The sequence below is a fragment of the Kitasatospora sp. NPDC004799 genome (assembly GCF_040609095.1).
GTDB lineage: Bacteria > Actinomycetota > Actinomycetes > Streptomycetales > Streptomycetaceae > Kitasatospora.
Genome location: NZ_JBEXJK010000004.1, coordinates 1 through 19,002 on the forward strand (window position 1 = coordinate 1; position 19,002 = coordinate 19,002).

The 19,002-nt window shown below is 71.9% G+C and carries 14 protein-coding genes; 4 read left to right on the forward strand and 10 right to left on the reverse strand.

Annotated elements, in window-relative coordinates; genetic code table 11:
• Nucleotides 1-238 precede the first annotated feature (238 nt).
• From ABZW03_RS01055 to ABZW03_RS01065, 3 genes are all read left to right on the forward strand, one after another.
• Entirely contained in the window at nt 239-1,429 is a 1,191-nt protein-coding gene (locus ABZW03_RS01055) for a CapA family protein (RefSeq protein WP_355250170.1), read from the forward strand.
• A 223-nt stretch (nt 1,430-1,652) separates the two neighbouring features.
• Entirely contained in the window at nt 1,653-2,357 is a 705-nt protein-coding gene (locus ABZW03_RS01060; RefSeq protein WP_355250173.1) for an alpha/beta hydrolase, read from the forward strand.
• A 164-nt stretch (nt 2,358-2,521) separates the two neighbouring features.
• A complete protein-coding gene (locus ABZW03_RS01065; RefSeq protein WP_355250307.1) occupies nt 2,522-3,589 on the forward strand; it encodes a polyprenyl synthetase family protein in 1,068 nt (355 codons plus the stop codon).
• 34 nt (nt 3,590-3,623) lie between these two features.
• On the opposite strand, the gene ABZW03_RS01070 is transcribed toward ABZW03_RS01065, so the two are convergent.
• Nucleotides 3,624-4,442, reverse strand: coding sequence for an MBL fold metallo-hydrolase (locus ABZW03_RS01070; protein WP_355250175.1), 819 nt, complete (start codon nt 4,440-4,442; stop codon nt 3,624-3,626).
• A 114-nt stretch (nt 4,443-4,556) separates the two neighbouring features.
• Here ABZW03_RS01070 and ABZW03_RS01075 point away from each other — a divergent pair, with 114 nt between their 5' ends.
• A complete protein-coding gene (locus tag ABZW03_RS01075; protein ID WP_355250178.1) occupies nt 4,557-5,165 on the forward strand; it encodes an XRE family transcriptional regulator in 609 nt (202 codons plus the stop codon).
• A 136-nt stretch (nt 5,166-5,301) separates the two neighbouring features.
• Here ABZW03_RS01075 and ABZW03_RS01080 read toward each other — a convergent pair whose 3' ends face one another.
• The 9 genes from ABZW03_RS01080 to ABZW03_RS01120 form a co-directional block, all read right to left on the reverse strand.
• Nucleotides 5,302-5,403: a hypothetical protein gene (locus ABZW03_RS01080; protein ID WP_355250309.1), complete on the reverse strand. Its 102-nt coding sequence runs from the start codon at nt 5,401-5,403 to the stop codon at nt 5,302-5,304.
• A 47-nt stretch (nt 5,404-5,450) separates the two neighbouring features.
• On the reverse strand, nt 5,451-6,677 hold the full coding sequence (locus ABZW03_RS01085) for a TIGR02679 family protein (protein WP_355250181.1): 1,227 nt from the start codon (nt 6,675-6,677) through the stop codon (nt 5,451-5,453).
• Nucleotides 6,674-10,810, reverse strand: a complete 4,137-nt coding sequence (locus ABZW03_RS01090) for a TIGR02680 family protein (RefSeq protein ID WP_355250183.1) — start codon at nt 10,808-10,810, stop codon at nt 6,674-6,676. The genes ABZW03_RS01085 and ABZW03_RS01090 overlap by 4 nt, the downstream gene beginning before the upstream one ends.
• Nucleotides 10,811-10,854: 44 nt before the next feature.
• A complete protein-coding gene (locus tag ABZW03_RS01095) occupies nt 10,855-12,069 on the reverse strand; it encodes a TIGR02678 family protein (RefSeq protein ID WP_355250186.1) in 1,215 nt (404 codons plus the stop codon).
• Entirely contained in the window at nt 12,066-13,568 is a 1,503-nt protein-coding gene (locus ABZW03_RS01100) for a TIGR02677 family protein (protein WP_355250189.1), read from the reverse strand. The genes ABZW03_RS01095 and ABZW03_RS01100 overlap by 4 nt, the downstream gene beginning before the upstream one ends.
• Nucleotides 13,569-13,659: 91 nt before the next feature.
• On the reverse strand, nt 13,660-15,030 hold the full coding sequence (locus ABZW03_RS01105) for an AAA family ATPase (protein ID WP_355250312.1): 1,371 nt from the start codon (nt 15,028-15,030) through the stop codon (nt 13,660-13,662).
• Between the two features lie 11 nt (nt 15,031-15,041).
• Nucleotides 15,042-16,541, reverse strand: a complete 1,500-nt coding sequence (locus ABZW03_RS01110; RefSeq protein WP_355250192.1) for a hypothetical protein — start codon at nt 16,539-16,541, stop codon at nt 15,042-15,044.
• Nucleotides 16,538-17,656, reverse strand: coding sequence for a hypothetical protein (locus ABZW03_RS01115; protein ID WP_355250195.1), 1,119 nt, complete (start codon nt 17,654-17,656; stop codon nt 16,538-16,540). Before ABZW03_RS01115 ends, ABZW03_RS01110 begins: the two co-directional genes overlap by 4 nt.
• 50 nt (nt 17,657-17,706) lie before the next feature.
• Nucleotides 17,707-18,564, reverse strand: a complete 858-nt coding sequence (locus tag ABZW03_RS01120) for a hypothetical protein (protein ID WP_355250198.1) — start codon at nt 18,562-18,564, stop codon at nt 17,707-17,709.
• Nucleotides 18,565-19,002 lie beyond the last annotated feature (438 nt).

Consider the following 19,002-nt stretch of genomic DNA (forward strand, 5'->3'; position numbering starts at 1 on the left):
CCGGGGGGCGGCTCCCCCCCCCCCCGCCCCCCGGGCGCCCGCCCCCCCCCCCCCCCCGGGGGGGCCCCCGCCCCGGCCGGGCCCCCCCCTCCCCGCTGTGGTCGTCCCCGTGCACCACGCCGTCGCACGACGGCGGCTGGCCCCGTCGGGTGATCTCCGGGCGCGGGTTCCGCATCGTCCCGATCCATGGCTCGCATAGTCGGACCGTCACATCCCCCGATCATGGGACGAGCCGACGATGCGATTTCCGCGCCGAGAGATCCTCACAGCCGCCACCGCCCTGCTGCTCGCCCTCACCGGGTGCGGGGCACCGCAGGAACGGCAGGCCGTTCCGTCGCCGACGCGGAGTCCGGAGCCCGCGGCCACCCCGACCCCGCCGGGTCCCCGGCCGTTCACCCTGGTCGCGACGGGGGACGTGCTGCCGCACACCGAGATCATCCGGCAGGCCCGGGAGGACGCCGGGGGCGACGGCTACGACTTCACCCGGATGCTCGCCGGGATCAAACCGGTGGTCACCGCCGCCGACCTGGCCATCTGCCACATGGAGACGGTGTACGGCCCCGACGGCGGGCCCTTCACCGGCTACCCGTCGTTCAAGTCGCCCCCGCAGGTGGCCCGGGCGCTCAGGGACACCGGCTACAGCTCCTGCGACACCGCCTCCAACCACACCCTCGACGACGGAGCGAACGGCATCCGACGCACGCTCGACGCCATGGACGCCGTCGGCCTGAAGCACACCGGCTCCGCGCGCAGCGCCGACGAGGCGGGCGGCCCCGTGCTGCTCACGGCCGGCGGCGCCACGGTGGCCCAGCTCGCCTACACGTACGGCACCAACGGCATCCCGCTGCCGAAGGATCGGCCCTGGGCGGTCAACCTCATCGACCGGGAGCGGATCCTCACCGACGCGCGGACCGCCCGGGAGCGAGGTGCGGACATCGTGGTGGTCAGCCTCCACTGGGGCACCGAGTGGCAGGACGCCCCGGACGAGCAGCAGCTCACGCTCGCCCGCGAGCTGTCCGCCGGGCAGAGCCCCGGCCGGCCCGACATCGACCTGGTCCTCGGCACCCACGCCCACATCCCGCAGGCCTACGAGAAGATCAACGACACCTGGACGGTCTACGGTCTGGGCGACCAGCTCGCCGGACACATGTTCAACCACAGCGGCGCGGAGGACCCGCGCGGGAACTGGAGCTCGATCGCCCGGTTCACCTTCTCGCCGCCGGCCCGGCCCGGACAGCGATGGACCGTCACCAAGGCCGAGTTCCTCCCCCAGCTGACCGACCTCGGCCCGCCCTACCGGGTCCTCGACCTGGCCGAGGCCGTCCGCCACGACCCCGGCCGCGGCGACTACGCCCAGGCCCTGGAGCACATCCGGTCGGTCGTCCTCAGCCGCGGCGGCGCCTCGGCGGGGCTGACCATGGCCTCCTGACCCGGGTGGGCCGGGCCGGCGTCAGGCCGGCCCCGGTCCGGTCGTTCCCCACATGGTCAGCACCGCCGGCGCACGCGCCGACCGGAGCTGACGGAGGGTTCCGGGCGGAGCCGAATCCTTTCTCCCGGCCCGTGCCTCTTATGGTCGAACGGCTGTGAGGGCGTGCTGTCCGCATTCCCCTCCCGCTGTTCCGCGATCAATGGAACACCGAGAGAGGTCCGTCATGATCCTTCCCTCGCCCTCCCGGACACCCCGCGGAGTGCTGCTGGTGCACGGCGCATGGCACACCGGCCACGCCTGGGACGGCGTCGCGGCCGGGCTGCGGGCCCGTGGTGTCGCCGTGGCCGTCGCCGAGCTGCACCGTGGTTCGCTGGCCGCCGACACGGCCGCGGCCGAGACCGCACTGGACCAGCTGCCCGTGGGCGGCCCCGCCGTCGTGTGCGGTCATTCCTACGGTGGTGCCGTCATCACCGGACTTCCGCCGCAGAAGGTCGACCACCTCGTCTACCTCGCCGCGACGATGCCCGACCACGGCGAGACCGCCCTCGGCCTGCTCGCGAGCGCACCACCCACCGACCTGCGGACCAGCATGAGCGGCGATCCCGCCGGCACCACGACGATCGACCCCGAAGCCGCGGGAGGGCTGTTCCATGCCCAGCTCGGCGCAGCGGAACGCGCCCGCCACACCGCCGGGCTCGTCCCCCAGCTGATGGCCCCCGGCCATCAGCCGACGACCAGCGCCGCCTGGCGCCGGCGGCCCAGCACCTACGTGGTCTGCACCGAGGACCGCGCCATGCACCCGGACCTGCAACGCCGGTTCGCCGCGCGCGCGACCCGCACGCTCACCTGGCACAGCGACCACGGGGCCTTCGCGTCGCACGAGCAGGAGACCGTCGAACTGCTCCACGCGCTGGCCGCCCCGCGCTGACCTCCGGTGGGGGCGGCCGGCCGGCGGACCGTGGAGGCCGGGGCTCCTGAAGCATCTTCCGGAATCGGGTCGGCGGAGGCCGTCCGCCGACGGACCCGGCCACGACCCGGCGGCGCGGGCCTGCCCGTACGGATGAGAGGGTGGACCGCGTGAACGAGACGATCATGGCAGCCGCCCGCGAACGAGCCGCCGGACACCGGCACCGGTTCGACCTCCGCTTCGAGGCCTACTTCGCCGCCCTGCCGGAACGCCTCGACACCCCGCCGCTCAGCCGCTTCACCCCCCGCTGCCTGGAACTGCTCCGGGACCTCTCACTGCGCGGCGGCAAGCGGCTGCGGGTCGCCCTCCTGTACGAGGCCGCCCGGCTGGTGACCACCGACCCGGTCCCCGGCCTGGCCGAGGCCGCGCTGAGCATCGAACTGCTCCAGACCCACGGGCTCGTCCACGACGACCTCATCGACGACTCGCCCCTGCGCCGCGGCGGCCCGTCCACCTACTACGCCTACCGCCAGGACTTCCCGGAGGCGGACCGCACCGCCCTCGGCCTGGCCGTCCTGGCCGGGGACCTCGCCGCCTTCCTCTCGATCCGGGTCCTGCTGGAGGCGGACGTCCCCGCCGAGCTGCGCCAGGCGATGCTGGAGGTACAGCTCGACGCCGCCGCCGAGACGGTCACCGGCCAGATCGCCGACCTCGAACGCGACCTCCGACCGCTCCCGGACGAGGAGTTCCTGCACACCGTCTGCGAGTACAAGTCCACCCGGTACTCCGTACTCGCCCCGCTGCGGCTGGGCCTGCTCGCCGCGGGCGAGGACGTGGCCCGCCACGACGCCCGGCTGCGCCGGTACGCAACCCTGGTCGGCATCGGCGGCCAGCTCCGCGACGACTACCTCGACCTGTTCGGCGACGAGGGCACCACCGGCAAGTCCACCGGCGCCGACCTCCGCGCGGGCCGCCGCAGCTACGCCGTGACCGCCCTGCTCGCCGCCGCGGACGAGCCGCAGCGAGCCGTGGTGGAGTCCGCGCTCGGCGACCCGCACTGCCCCGCCGACACGGTCGACCACATCCGCGAACTGACCCGCTCGCTGGGCGTGGACGCCAAGCTCCGCTCCGACATGCGCCGCTGCGCCGACGCGGCCCGCGCCGAGGCCCAGAGCTGGCGCCCCCACTGGCGCGAGGAAGCGGTGGCCTTCTTCGAGGGCCTGCCGCTGTCCAACGTGATACCGGGCGGCTGAACGGCCGGCCCTGGCAGCAGCGGACCCGCGGGGATCAGCCGATCGACGGTGCGAGGTATTCCAGCGCGTAACCGTCGCCGGAGACGGTTACGCGGGCGATGCCGGGTGAGTCGAGGTGGGCTCCGGCTACGAAGTGGTGTGGCCGGGTGAGTTGTTCGAGGAGGTCCGCTCGCGCGGCGCGGGCCTGGGGCTGGTCGCCGTCGTACTCCCAGGACACCTTCGGCTGGTCGAACTGGAGCGTGGGGACGTGAACGGTGTCGCCCCAGGCGAGAAGGTGACCGGCGCCGCTCCTGACGTGGACGACGGTGTGACCGGGCGTGTGGCCCGGTGTCGGGATCGCGGTGGCCCAGTCGTTGATCGCGACCTTCTCCGACACGGGCACGACCCGGTCGCGGATGGGCTCGAGCCGCCCCGTGAACACCGAGGTGTCGCCCGCCCCGACCCACACCCGCTCGAGTCCGGTGAACGCCTCCGAACCGTCAGGCGCGATCAGGCCGCTCACGTGGTCCTCGTGCCTGTGGGTGATGGCCACATCGGTGATCTGCGCGCGGTCGATCCCCGCTTCGTCGAGCGCGTCGTAGATCAATCCCATGGTGGGGTCGTGCCAGACGTTGGACGCGCCGGTGTCGATGAGGAGCGACCGCGTGCCGTCGGTGACGAGGAAGGCGTTGACCGACAGCCGCAGGTTGTCGCCGACCAGCGGGACAGCGGCCGGCAACTCGTCGAGCGGGCACCCGTCCTCGTCGCGGAGCCGTGTCGGCGGCATGTCGATGTACCCGTCCCGCAACGAGATCACCTGCAGATCGCCGAATGCGAACGTGGCATGGTGCCGGCCACTCGAGATCAAACGCATGGAACCCCTCCGTCATGTCGGACGCGTACCGCATGTCTCCGATAGAAGACAAAATCTCCTATCGAAGACACCCTACACTGTGGGCAGTGCGGCACCCAGGGATCGAGGAGCACGGTGGTCGAGCGAGACGGAAACGCGACCGAACCGCAGGACGGCGACGACCTGGCCGGCGCGTTCGGCGGCAACGTGCGGCGAAGCCGCGAAGCGGCGGGCCTGACGCTGGAGCAGCTGTCCGCACGGTCGTCGGTCAGCCGGGCGATGCTGTCCAAGGTCGAACGCGGCGAGAAGAGCCCGACGATCGGCGTCGCGTCCAGGATCGCCCACGCGCTCGCCGTGTCGCTCTCGGACCTGATCGGCGCGCCGGCCGCTGCCGCGTCCGGCGTGGCCGTCGTCCTGCGCAAGCGCGATCGCCCCGTCTTCCGCGACCCGGAAACGGGCTTCGAGCGACACATCGCGTCAGCGGCCCCGGGCGCGGGCCGAGCCGAGATGGTCGTCCACTACCTCCCCCCGCAGGTCTCCACCGAGCTCCTGCCCGCGTATCCGCCGGGCACGGAGAAGCAACTCGTGGTACTCGAAGGCACCCTCACCGTCGCGATCGGCGGGATCAGCGAGACCCTGAACACCGGCGACTCCCTGTTCTTCCAGGCCGACGTGGACCACGGCTTCGCCAACCGAACGGACACCCCCTGCGAGTACATCATGGCCATCTCACGCAGAACCTGACCACCCGCCCGACACTGCCGGAGGCCCCGGCCCGCGGCCCGGCGACACGGATCCGGCGCCGCCGCCACGAGCCACCGGGCCGCACGCCGACCACAGGCGCCACCCCGCGCAGGTGACACCTCCACCGCGAGGCCAACTACCGTGCGCTACCAGCACGTTGGCCGGCGATCAGGTCGCGGTACCAGGCATACGAAGCCCTCGGCGTACGCCTTTGCGTGTCGAAGTCGACGTGGACCAGGCCGAAGCGCTGGTGGTAGCCCTCGGCCCGTCGAACGGGATGTCATCCTATCCGTGGCGGTGGTCCGCCAGGTCGTCGAGGAGGAGGTCGGCGACTACCTCCTCGACGACTGCGGTGCGCAGTTCGGCCATGGAGTCGACAAGTACCGGGTCCCATGGGGCGGGCGTGAGACGCCCCGGATCGGGGCCCGACGGAACCCGTGCCACGGCGCTCCGGTAGTCGTCGGATGACATCCGCCAGGGAGCGGCTCCTGTCTTGGCAAGGACATGGGCCGCTATGCGGATGCCCTCTCCGTCGAGGTCGCCGTGGTAGCGCAGGAATGCGCCGTCGCGGGCCAGCCGGCGCAGCAGGTGGATCACCGCGGTGTTGGGCCAGCCGGAGGTGCAGACCAGGGGCGGGCAGCGAGGACCGAAGCGGCGTAGGGCGAGGGCGAGCACGCTGGGGTTCTCGGCGATGTGCACCGGCCCCGGGGGGCCGGTGAAGCGGCCGGGGGTACGGAGTTGGGCGAGGGTGAGACTGACGGGGTGGCCGGCGTCGGCGCAGACGCGCGAGATCGCGGCGACCGGGCCGTCGCCGTCGGGGCGCAGTCCGACCGCGAGCACGCTGGTGGACAGTTCGTCGTCGGCCACGCCCGCTCGGCTCCAGAGCGAGCGTCGCCCTTCGGCGTCGTCGGGCATGTCGGTGCCGTACAGCACTACCAGAGCGCGAAGGACCACGCCGGACAGTCGGGTCCCGTCGTCGAGGGCGTGGGAGTCTCCGTCGAGGAGGCGTGCGGCGAGGACCGGCAGTGGCTCGCCGTGGGCGGGGAGTGCAGCGAGGACGGTCAGCGCGGCGGTCAGGAGATCCCGGGTACGGTCGGGTGAGCCGTCGACGAGTCCGTTGGTCCGCAAGTGGCCGACCCACTCCAGGAGGACGGGCTGGGCGGTGACCACGTCGTGGCCGGCCAGCCACCCCCACAAGGCGTCGCGCTGACCGGTCTTGCGTTCGCGCTCGGCAGCCCGGTCCTCGACCGGGCCGAGGAGCACGGCCACCACGTCCCGGACGGGTCGGCCGCAGGCCTCCAGCACGGCGCGGTCGAGTCCGGCCAGCGGGATCGTCGGTTCGGCGTCGGGGAGGCGGTCGAGTCCGAGGAGGTCGGCCAACGCCTCGCGACCGGCGTCGTCGAGCGGTCCGGACCGCACCCGGCTGACGGGGCGGCCGCTCGACAGCCGGTCGTGGACGGCCGACCAGAGGGGGCGGAGTTCGGGGAGGTCCAGGGGGTGGCGGTCCGTCATGCCGCCTCCTCCGCTTTGTCCCCGTCCGCTTCGTCTCCGTCCGCTTCGTCTCCGCCGGGCAGCAGGTCGGTGCCCGTCCAGGTGAAGCGGGCGCTGGTGACGGCGTCGTCGCCGTCACCGCCGGTGATCAACTGGTGGACGGCGATGCCGGAGAGCTCTCGGTAGGTGCACCACTCGTGGTCGGAGGTGAGCACCAGGTCGAGGTCGAGCGCCGCGAGGAGGCCGAAGACCTGCCCGCGGTTGACGGTGTCGACGCCGACGAAGACCTCGTCGAGCAGGATCAGTCGCGGCGACTGCGGCACCGCCTCGTAGTGCGCCGCCACGGCGGCGAAGAGCGGCAGGTGGAGGGCGATCGCCTTCTCGCCGCCCGAGAGCGCGCCGTGGAGCTTCTTGGTGAGCAGCTGCCACCCGGAACCGTTGGCGCGGTCCAGCTTGACGACGAATTGGTGCCAGGCCGTGTAGTCGAGGACGTCGGCGAGCTGCTCCTCCCAAGTGGACGCCGTGTTACGGGTCTTGGCCTCCTCGATGCGGCCCCGGAAGAAGGCGTGCAAGGCCTCGCGGTCGGCCTCGGTGATCCGGGCCGGGTCCTTGAGCAGGAGTTCGCGGGCCGTCCGGGTGCCGGCGGGCAGGTCGGGGTGGATCTGCCACACCAGGCGCACGGCCACCCGTGAGGCGGTGCGGACCCGTTCGAGGTGGCCGTTCATCCGCTCGACGAGTTCCCCGGCCTGGCGGATGCGGGAGGCGAGGTGGCGGCGGGTGTCGCCGGTGAGGGTCCGGTCGAAGAGGCTGCGCTCGGCGGCGGTGATGTCGTCCTGGCTCCGGTCTCGGTCGCCGGTGAGGATCGAGAGGAGACCGGTCGCTCCGACGCGGATGCCGTCGATGGTGGCGGTGAGGACGTGGATGTCCTCCTCGGCTTCGAGTTCGAGATCGGCGCGACTGCTGAGGCTCTGCCGGGCCCGGTGGACGGCCTCGGAGAGGCGGTTGAGGGAGTCGCCGAGGTTCCTGGCGCTGTGCGGCAGGGCGGGCCAGGCGGCGGCGGTCTCACGCGCCGCTTCGAGGGTGGCACGCGTGCCGTCCAGGGAGGTGAGGGTGAGGCCGAGGCCCGCGTCGTCGGGGAATCCGAGGACGCAGAGGCGGCGGAAGCTCCGGGCGGCCTCGTTGCGGCCCGCCACCGCGCCGTCGTGCCGGGCCGCGTCCTGGGCCATGGTGGCGCTCAGCGAGCCGATCCGGCCTTCAAGGGTGATCAGTGCCCGGGTGCCGGCTTCGATCGCCTGGCGGGTCCGGTCGAGCTCCGTGCGGAAGTCACTGATCCGGGTGGCCACTTGGCGGTAGTCCTCGCCGACGGTGCTCTCGGCGGCCTCGAGCGTGGCCCGGAGCCCGCGGGCGGTGGCCTCGGCGGTCTCGGCTTCGCCCAGGCTCTCGGCCGCTGCGCCCCGGGACACCTCAGCGTGGCTGCGGGCGGTGTCCCAGGCGTGCCGGGCAGCCTCCCAGGCGAGGTGGGAGTCGAGCCAGACGTCGGCCAGTTCGCGCAGCGCGTCGACCGCCTTGGCCGTCGCGTCCAGGGCGGCGCGTTCGGTCGGCAGGGCGTGCTCGGCCGACGCGACGGCGAGGGCGCGCAGTGCGATCGCGACCGCGCCCTCCTGCCGCGCGAGCCGTTCGACGGCCTCGCGTACGGTGTCCTCGCGGGCGCCGACCTCGGACTCGGACCGCTCCCAGTCACGCTTGGCCCGGTCCACCTCCCGGTGGTGCGGCCGGGACCGGAGGTCGGTACCGAGGCGCGTCCTCCGGTCGGCGAGGGTGCGCAGCTGCGCTTCGAAACCCTGGACGGTCGTGTCGGCCTCGCCCAGTTCGGCGGTGAGGTCGGCGATGCGCCGCTGCCTGGCGCGTTCCCGGGCCGAGGCTCCGATGTGGCTGGACTCCTCCTTGGCCCAGGAGCCGACCGCCGTCGCCAGCCGCCAGCTCCCGTCGGCGGCGACGGCGGCCGGGTGGCCAGCCGGGAGTGTGGGGCCGTAGGCGATGCCCGCAAGCAGTCGCTGCACCTGACCGGCCGGCACCGGACCGTCTGGTTCGGGGGCCAGGACGTCGAGCAGCGAGGGGCCCGGTACGGGCACGGCCGATGCCGGATCGGCCAGGGTGTCGTGGCCGACGACGGCAATGCCGTCGTCGGGGGTCAGCCAGGCGTCCAGCAGGCCGGCCGCCTCGAGGGCCGCCTCGATGCCCGCCTGGTCGGCGGGCGGCACCTCCGGCCGGAACGCCAGCAGGCGCCACAGCGGCGCGCCGGGCAGAACCGACCGGTCAGCGGTGCGGGTGCGGGGTGGCACCGGCGGCAGATCGGCCGCGGCCGCGGTGCGTTCCAGCTCCTCGGCGAGCCGGTCGCGCCGGGCGCGGGCGCCGTCCCGGCCGGCCCGGGCGGTCGTCTCCTCGGCGGTGATGGCGCGTTCCGCCGCGCGGGCGGCAGCCTCGACCAGCACGAGGACCTCGGTCTCGACGGCGGCGCGGGAGGCGAGTTCCTCGGCATCGTCGACGTGCAACTCGGTGCAGTCCGCCGTCGCCCACCGGCGCAGTACTCCGGCGTGTGCGTCGACGGCGCTCTCGTAGGCGCGGGCGTTCCCGTCGCGCCGCGCGATCGCCTCGGCCAGGCGCTCGCGCACCGTGTCGAGGTGCTGCTCCGCCATCGTCCGATCCTCGACGGTCCGCTCGTGCTGTTCGAGGGCGGCGCGCACCCGGGTGACCTGGCCGTGCCGCGAGGCGACGGCACCGCGCAGCAGGCGGCGAGCCGTGCGCCCTTGCTCCCCCGTGTCGCCGGACCCCGTATCGCCGGACGTGCCCGGTGGGGCGTCGAGCACCGTCTGCACCTCCGTGCAGAGGGACTCCATGGCTGCTCGCCGCGCCGCGCCCCGGGCGTCTTCCCGGGCGGCGCGGGTATGCTCGGCCCCCTGCTCGGAGCGCAGCCGCGCGTCGTCCGCGCGCTCGGCGTCCTCGGCGGCCGTGCGGGCCTTCCGGTCGGCGGCGGCGCGGAGCCGGTCGGCCGTCCCTGCGGCCTGGTCGGACCTGCGGCGGAGCTGGTCGAGCTCCTGTCCCTGCCGGTAGACCTCGGAGTCCAGCAGCCCCTCGATGGCGCCGTCGATCTCCTGTCGCCGGTGTTCGAGCTCCTCCCTCGCCTCCTGACTCTCGTCGCGTCGACGGAGGGCTTCGTCGTGCGCCTCCTCGCTGTCCCTCGCGACGCGGGCGAGGTTGTCCATCTCGGTCGTCGCGGAGATGAGCGCCGCTGCCCCGGCGCGCAGGACGCGCTGGGCGTAGCCGCGTTGCTGGTTCGCGACGGCGGTGGCCGCAGCCACCTCGTCGTCCAGGGTCTTCAGGTGTTCGCGCTGGCGGTCGAGGCGTTCGAAGCCCTCGGCGAGTTCGGTGATCTCGCCCCGGTCCAGCGGGGGCAGAGCCCGCGAGAGCAGGGAGGACAGCAGCGACGGGTCCAGGCGCTCGGAGAGCTTGGGGGTGCGGAGCTGGAGCAGGGCGGTGATCAGGGCGTCGTAGCGTTGCTCGCTCAGCCCGGGGAACAGCGTGCTGCGGACCGTGTTGCGGTAGTCGGCCGGTGATCCGTGCAGCTCGCCCCGACCTTGCAGGGCTTCGGCGAGGGCTGCGCGGGTGAGCGGCTGGCCCGCGTCGTTGACCAGGGAGAGACCGCCGGGGCGGTCGATCCGCGCGTCGGTGGTGAAGTAGTCGACGGTGACACCGGTGGTGTGCACGCTGGCCTGGAGCCTGGCGCCGCAGGTGAAGTGACCGGGGCCGCCGTCGTCTCCGTTGTCGCGGACGAACTCCAGCCACACGTATCCGACGCGTGTCTTGCCCGAGGCGCCCTCGCCCATCAGGTTCCAGTGCATGGTGCGCTCGGAGCCGCCGAAGGTCGACAGCCGGTTGGGGCGCAGGCTGGCGTCGAGCAGGAACGGCAGGAGCACCTCCAGCGCCTTGGACTTGCCGGTGCCGTTCTGTCCCCGCAGGAGCAGCCGGCCCTCGTGGAAGGTGAAGGTCTCGTCGTAGTAGCGCCAGACGTTGAGGATGCCCGCCCTGGCAGGCTGCCAGCGCGCCCCTGCCGCCACTCGGGAGGCGGGGAACGGCTGAACTTCCGTGACGGTCATCGGAGTTACTCTCTGCTCAGGTTGCGGGCGGTCGGCGACGGCGGTCAGCTTGCGGGGTCGTCGCCGACGGTGGTCCGGTAGCGGAACGCCGCGGGGCGGGGGACGGTGCGGTCGCCGATCCGACGGGCCAGGCCGAAGTCGCCGAGGACGCGCACCGCATCGGCCGCGAGGCGCTGGGCCCCGTCCTCCGACTGGTAGCTCTTCGCCCACTGCGGGAAGCGCCGCAGCAGTGTGTTCGCCTCGGTCGTGAGCTGTTCCGGTGTCAGCCCGCCCGGGGCGGCCGTCAGCGGTTCCAGCAGGAGCAGGGCGGCCACCCTGGCCGTCGCGGAGTCGTCCGGGAAGCGGCTGTCGGTGGCGATCCCGTCCGGGTCGACGAGAAGCAGCCCGTCGGCCCGTTCCTCCAGGACGAAACCGGCTTGCTCGGCGGCGCGCCAGACGATCTGACGCCCGGTCGGTGAGGTGAGGTAGGCCAGTTCGTCGGCGGAGAGCTCGTCGTGGTGGAGGACGGGATCGTCGATGAGCCGGCGCAGTAGCGAGTGCCGCAGCCGGAGGTTGCGCTGGGCGTCGGAGGCGTCGGCACCGCCGTAGCGGTTCTCGCGCACGATGCCGCGCAGCAGTTCCTCGTACCGCAGCGGCACCTCCTCCGCCGGCAAGGCCAGCCGGGACGGCCCTACGGGCGCTGCGAGCAGCCGCATCAGCACGGTGGCGTCCACGCGGTACAGCACTTTGGCCTGCGCGGAGTCGACGAAGCTCTCGGTGACGCCGTCCACGGTGAGGAGCGCGCCGTAGGACTCCAGCAGTTTGAGGACGTCCACGAAGGCCATCCGCTCGGGCTTGCTCGCCGTGTCGAAGGGCGGCAGTGCCTCGTCGGTGGCGCAGGCCTGGACGACGCGGTCGGCGAGCAGGCCGACCGTCGTGACCGGGACCGGGAGCAGTTCGGCGGCGACCACGCACAGCAGCACGTAGCGGCGGCGGTCGAACGGCGCCCTGCCGGACCGCAGCCGGCGGGCTGGGCGCGAGCCGTCCGGGACTGCCCGGACCTTGGACAACCGCGCGTACCCCAGGCGCGGCTCCACCACCAGCTGCCAGCCGCAGTGGTAGTCGAACCACTTCGTCAACGGGTCCTGGCGGCGGCGGATCAGCTCGAAGGCGGGCGGGTCGCCGCGTTCGGTGATCAGCGGTCGGCCGAGTAGCAGTCTGATGCCCCGGGCGACGTCCTGCCGCTCGGCCAGCACCAGTTGGTTGGCGAGGGTGCTCATCCCGCCGGCTCCACGATGGTCGAGGGGTTGCGGATCTCCACCAGGTAGTCGGGCCCCTCCAGCGCCCCCCGCGGCGTCTGCAGCACGGCCCGCCCGCCGTCGGGCAGCGCCCGGAGCACGATCTCGACGCGGCCGTCGGAGGTGACCGCCCGACGCGCTCCGTCGACGTCCGGTCGTACGGCCAGTGCCCGGCCGAGGAGGTCGAGCAGTCGCTCGAAGACGGTGTGGTCCAGCGTCCCGAAGCCGGAGAGCCGCACCGGACCTCCGGTGCCCAGGACGTCCCATGCCGCTTCGAGTTCGGCGCGCTCCTTGCGGGCGTTCTCGACCCGGGCCGCCTTGATGCCACCGATGTCGCGCACCTTCCCGGTGCGCGTGAACCGCTCGGTGCGGCCGCTGGTGCGCAGAAGGGTCGAGACCTCCACCGGCGGGGCCTCGGCCCAGGTCGCCGACGAGGGCACCAACTCCGGGTCCGGGTGGGCGAGATGTGCGTGGCGGGCCGGCCCGAGACCGAACGCGGCCGACCACAGGCGGTGCAGGTGGTCCTCGCCGGGCGCCGCGGCGAACCAGCGGGCCAGCTCCCGGAAGTCCTGGACGGCGCTGGACGAGCGGCGCCGTGACTCGGTGATCCGGTCGAGGACCTGGAGGAGCGTCACGATCGCCCTCCTCGCCACGTCGTGCAGCTGTTCCGCCCGGGGTCGTGACCCGTCGGCCGGCCGGAACCAGGCCCGAAGGCCCTCCCAGCGGGCCCGTCGCCGCTCCAGCCAGGCCGGCGCCGGATCGCCGTCGGCGACCGGCGGCAGCTCGGCGCCCCGCAGCGCCCGCTCGTGCAGCAGGCCGAGCCCTCGCTCCTCGACCCGCTCCACGGCGGTGGCCACCGTCCGGCCTCGCTGGTCGAGGTTGACGAGGAACTCCTGGAGGTAGGCCACCGTCGCGGCCTTCACCTCGCGGAAGGTCGCCAGGTCCGCACCTTCGGCGCGCAGCAGACGCTGCAACTCGCCGTTGAACACCTTGGTGTTGGCCAGCAGCGCCTCCAGGTGGCCCTCCAGTTCCTGCAGCGTGGTGAAGACCCGACGGTCCGAGGAGGCGGCATCCCCCAGCAGGACGTACAGCTCGTCGAGCCGGTCCGTGATCGCCTCCAGCACCGCCGTCTGCAGCGCCCCCGTCGAGGCGAGCACGGACAGGGCATGCTCGACCCCGGCGAACGCCGCCTCACCGCGCCGGGTCAGCGAGTACTGGAGGTTTCGGCGCTCGTACTCCTCGGCGGTGCGGTAGTTCTCCGCGTGGTTCTGGACGACGTCCAGCAGTTGCCACTCCCTGAGCTTGAGCAGCGCATCCTGCAGATCGTCGTCGTGGACGGCGTCGAGCCAGCCGACCGTCCGCAACCGGGCACGCACGTCATCCAGCCCGAGCGCCGTCTCCAACCGCTCGTTGGCCGCACCGAAGGCCTGGAGGATCGCGCCGTAGAGATCAGCCTTCTCCCCCGTCGTGAACCGGAACATCTCCGGCGGCACCCTGCGCAACGGCTCCCCTCCCCTCACCCTGGTGGCACCACAGTACGCGGACGCACCGACGCTCGACGTCGACCAGTTCCTAATGCAGCCTGGTCCGATGCTCGGGGCGCTCCAGGTGCGTCATGACCACCTGGTGAGCGCGCCAACCGTCCGGGAACTTGGGCTGGACGTCCAGGTGGATCGGGCTGCTTCGAGGGTGCCGGTCGAGGAGGTCGGTGATGCCGGCGCGCGCCACCACGATACAAGCGAACCGGTGCCGGGAGAGCAGCACGCACAGTCGGCCGGTCTCCATGTGGAACGCGGAGGCGTCCGGGCGGCCGGACAGTGGGTGCCAGACCAGGGTCACGTCGAACTCTCGTCCCTGAAGCCGGTTGGCCGTGTCGACGGTGATCTCACTGAGGCCCAGTTCCGCCAGTTTGGCCTGTACCGCGTCCACCTGGATGGTCCGCGCCGCGCCGATCGCGATCCGCGTCTGCTCCAACGGTTCACCGTTGACCAGCGCGCCCCGTTCCAGCAGTCGGGATGCCGTCACGGCGAGTGCCTCGGCGATCTGAGGATCGTGGTCAAGGGTGTGACGTCCCGGGAGTTCGAGGTAACCCCAGCCGGAGTCAGCGGCCTGGGCGAGCACCGTGTCCTGCGGGGTCAGCCGGTGCGGCAGGCTCCCGTAGGTCAGTACGCGGTCGGTCGCCGTGGTGCCCGATTCGAAGGGGTAGTAGGGGTAGAAGGCCTCCGCCACCAAGGGGGCGGCCATCGCCGGCAACCGCCAGGAGATCGGCAGTTGGTGCCGGAGCAGGTTGGGCTCATGGGCGAGGGTGACGTCGACGGCGTTGCGCAGCGGATCCCAGCTGAGGCCGTGCCAGCGGTCGGTGTCCACGGCTGCGAACGGGTCGAGCTGGCCGGGATCGCCCACGAACAACACCTGGGACTCTGGGGCATCGAACAGTGGCCCCGCCGCGAGCAGACGGTCCGAGCGCATCTGGTAGGCCTCGTCGATGATCGCCCATCGCCACGTTCCGGATTTCTCCACGTCCACGTACGCCCACTTGGAGGCCGTCGAGACAACGACCGGCAGGTCACGCAGGGTATCGATCTTGTCGTTGCCGGAGACATTGGCGTGCCGGGCCACACGCGGTGGCAGGACGAAGCCGGCCTTGTGCAGGCGGCCCACTCGCAGGTCCGGGTACTCACGTGCGATGCTGTCCACCAGGTCATCGACTTGCTCGTTGGTCTGAGCGACGATCATCACCTGGTGACCGGCCCCCGTCAGGTGACCGGTGGCGCGCTTCACCAGGGTGGACTTGCCGGCGCCGGGAGGGGAGTCCACGACCACGCCCCGCCCGGTGGACCGGTCGAGGTCGGCCAGGATGCCGGCAACCGCACGATCGGCTCGAACGCCTGGCCCCTGTGCTTCGTCGGCAGCGGTGCGCGCGGCCGGGATCGGTGCCGCCATCGTGGTGCCGTTCATGCCCATTCCTCCTCGGCATCCTCGCCTGTCGGTTCATAGGGCGGGGGCGGTCCTCCGTGAGTCCACGGAGTGTCCTCCTCGGCTGGCAGCTTCGCCAGTACTGAGCCGACGCCGAGCACCGTGTAGGTCACCTTCTCGCCCACCTCCGCGAGGGTGCCGGGCGGTGCGGGCGGCTTTCGCTTGCTCGCGAAGCCTCCGGCGAGCTGGAGCGCCACCAGATGCGTCCCGTCGTACGGAGTGACGTCGATGATCTCGGCCTTCTGCAGAGGGCGGGCCGGCGACCTCACCTCGGCTCCGACCGTGAGTCTCACCGGGTGCTCGCTGCGCACGGTGATCACCGGACGCCACCGCGGCGACTTCCCACCGGGCACGAACCGGTCCCCGTCCCGGGCGACGACGGTCCCGGTGAAGGCCTCACCGGTCAGCTCGTACTCCGCCATCACCAGTGGGTCGTCGAAGGCCCGCTCGGTCTGGTAGCGCGAGACGGCGTCCTCCAGACGGGCCAGCCGACGTGCCGCGCCTACCGCACGATCGCGCTTGCCCTGCGGATGACCGTGTTCCTCCAGGTAGACGGCATAGTCGGAGAACCAACGGCGGTCGTAGGTCCACCGCTCCTCGACGTGGTTCCCCTCGGGCAGGGCACGTACCAGGCCGGCCCCTCGCCAGACCAGGTCCCAGGTCGGTCGCAACTGCTCCCGCAGGGCACTGTCGATGCGCTCACCGAGCCGTTCCCTCACCCGGCCGTCGGCCTCCGCGTAACGAGTGAGCAGGTCGTCGAGAACGACGTCGAACCCTGCGTCCGTGGCGGGTCCGGCCGGTGGACACACCAACGGGTTCTCGGTCTCCCGAGCGGCGACCGCCCCACTGCTTCCTTCGGGTGGATCGATCCAGGCCACCACGGCCGCCAGATGGGAATCCTCGGTGGAACTCTGGCCGGTCGCCCAGTGCGCAGTGAGCATCCGGCTGACGGCAAGTAGCGTGCTCGATCCCGGAAACTCCGCCTGGTTGGCGAGCCACGTCAGCCACTTGCCGAGTGTCGGCACGTCCGGGTGGACAGCGTGCGGCCCCTCGGTGGTGCGCAGCCGGGTGAGTCGGCCGAGCCGGCGAACGTAAGCGATGCCCTCACCGTTGGGGACGAGGAGCTGCGGCGCACGCAGGGCGCACTCACGTTCCTGCGCGCCCTTTCCCTTGCCTGTCGTGTAGGTCTCGGTCTCGTCCAGGCATCCCGCGATGTACGGCAGAAGCAGAGCTGCCAGCTCCTCCACGAACCTGAAGCGCAGGACTCGATCCCGTGGTTGGCGGACCGTCAACAGGATCGGACGTTCCGGGTCGGTGCCCACCAGCGCGGCGAGTGGTGCGCAGGCCTCCCCGGCAAGAGTCAGCGGCACCAGGACGAAGGGCCGGGCGTCCACATGCTGGTGGCGGACCGTGGTCAGCGGCTGGGCCCTACCGGTCTGAATCGCACGGAGCGTCGCAACCGTGGACAGCATGCTCATGCGGTCTCCCCCCTACGCAGCCGGTGCAGGCGATCGGCGGCGAGAAGCAGTTCAACGGTCTCGGCATTCTCTTCGCCGGCCAGGAGGCCCCCGTCGAGGTAGGCCAGGGCCGTGCTGGTGGAGTCGATACCGGCAAGGCTGTTCCGGACTGCGCTGCCGAGCCGCGCCGGGTACGCATGAGTATCGGCTTCGTCACGGCAGTAGTGGGCCAACTCGCAGAAGGAGAGGCAGTCGGGAACATAGGAAGCCATCAGCCGCCCCACCGACTCGTGGAGTTCGCCCGGGGCCCGGGCAGTGTCCAGGGTGGCCGTCACTGGAAGGTCCCGAGCGAGGTCCTCGGCCCGCTGGAGCCGGTTCAACTGGAAGGCGAGTACGTCGAGTTCCTGTCGCAGGTCGACCTGCCGAAGGTAGGGCCGGTTGGAGAAGTCCTTTGGGCAGACCAGCAGAAAGGTGCCGGCGATCTGCTCGACGTCCAGGCCCGCGGCCGCGAACGCACGTCGAAGGGCCAGCACGTGCACGGCAGCCTGCTTCGCGGTCTGGGCGACCGCGGCCGGATTGGCCTGACCGTCGATCACGGGAAACGACCTGATCGCCACCACGTGGAACTTCCCGTCGATCCGGTGTGTCAGGACATCGGGTTCCAGGTAGGCCAACCGGCCGGCCACGTCCAGGGTGAGCACCGGGCTCTGAAGAATCAACCGTTCCTCGTCGCCCGCGGCAATGCGCTCGATGACGCTGCGGGTCTCGCGCTCCCTCGCATCGAGCGAGGTGATCCCACCGACCTCGCCGAGGTCCTGCAGCTTCGCTTCCTCGACCGGTACGCCGAGGTCCTCCCGCAGCAGCCTGATCAGTTCAGCGTACGCACCCCATCGCACGGTGGCCTTGAACGCCTCCTCCCGCGCTATGGCGAACGGCGACTGACCGAAGCGCGGCTCATAGCCCAACCGCCGGGCCAGGACGGCCTTGTCGACCCCTGAGGCGTCCAGGACGGACCGTCGGGAACAGGCCGGATTCGCCGTCAGCGCGGTGATCTTACGGGCGGTGAACGGCGCCGGCGGGCGCTCACCGCGCAGTTGGGAAAACCGGTCGGGCGGCTCGGGTGAGTGAGAAGGCATGGTCTCTCTTCGTTCCGGGGTGGCGCCGATCTCCTGAGATGCCGATGCGACTACAGGGCCGCGCCCCCACTACGAAGGGCATCGTGCAGTCCCCTGGCACCGAAGAGCTGTTGCACGTCGCTGAGTTGCTCGCGTGCGCGGCGAGCGGCATCAACCCGCTCCCGGTTTCCCTCGTCCTGGTGGACCGCCGCCTCGGCCCGTGCGGCGGAGAGCACCCGGTCGGGGTCGGGCCGCAAGGACTCGCTGTACGCGCCCGGAATCGTGAGCGCGAAGCGGCGCAGCAGCCGCCACGCCGCCTCGGACGGTGGGTGGCCCGCGTTGCCGAGGCGTTGGATCTGCTCGGCCGTCCCGATCGCGTGCCTGAGGAAGTCAGCACGCGAGCTGAGCGGAGTGATCAGGCGCTGCTCCAACGACCAGACCGACACCGCCAGCAGGCCACGGGCCGCGGTGAGGCGGTCGTGGTTGATCGCGGCGCAAATGTAGTAGGGGCGGGAGTAGCCCTGCACGGTAAAGGAACGCTCCTCGTCCCGACGCAGTGAGGCGAGCTTGGTGGCGACCAGCGGTTCGGAGAAGAACGCCTCGTACACCGAAGAGATCAGCTTCGGTGAGGCGGGCGCGCCGAGAACAGTCAGCGACCGGTAGACCTGCTCGCGCACCGGGATGACTCCGGGGATCGCCCTGCTGACCGGCCGCTGCTCGGTCTGCGCCGGCGGCGACGCGACAGCGGAAGCATCCTGGAGCGACTGCAACTCCTCCTCGTCCAGCACGGCTTCCCAGTCCGCCTCGACCTCACGCAGCTCCTTGCGGATCCGCGAGGTCGCCGTCGAATCACCGGCGCGCCGTGCCTCCCTCAGCTGGGCGCGCAGAGCGGCGAGGCGTTGCTCGAGTTCCTCCACTGGTGTGGCCATGCGGCAAGCCTAGTGCATCACCCATTAATTTCCAAGATCAACCAAACATCTCCAAGAAAGCTCACCAAAGATTCTTTCCAAAGAAAGTGCGCTATCGTCATCGCCAGGCACCGGTCACCCCCAGGGCGGGGCACGGTGCCACCGCTATCGGATTGGGGACGGAATGGGCGACATCGCGCGCCGACGCAAGGCGCGGTGGGGGTCCGGCGACGACGGGCGCCTGCGGATCGGCCGAGAGACCAGCGGCCACGGACCGGTGACCGAAGCGCGGTCCCATGTCCGGTGAAGGCCCCAACCCGACACGTGGCGGCGGGCCCGGGCGTTCGGCCCGATGGCTGGCGCCGACAGCCATGACAGCCACGACCGCAGGCCCGATGGTGGCCGGCTTCCAGGGCAACACGACCATCGCCGTCATCTCGGCCGCTCCGACCTTGGTAG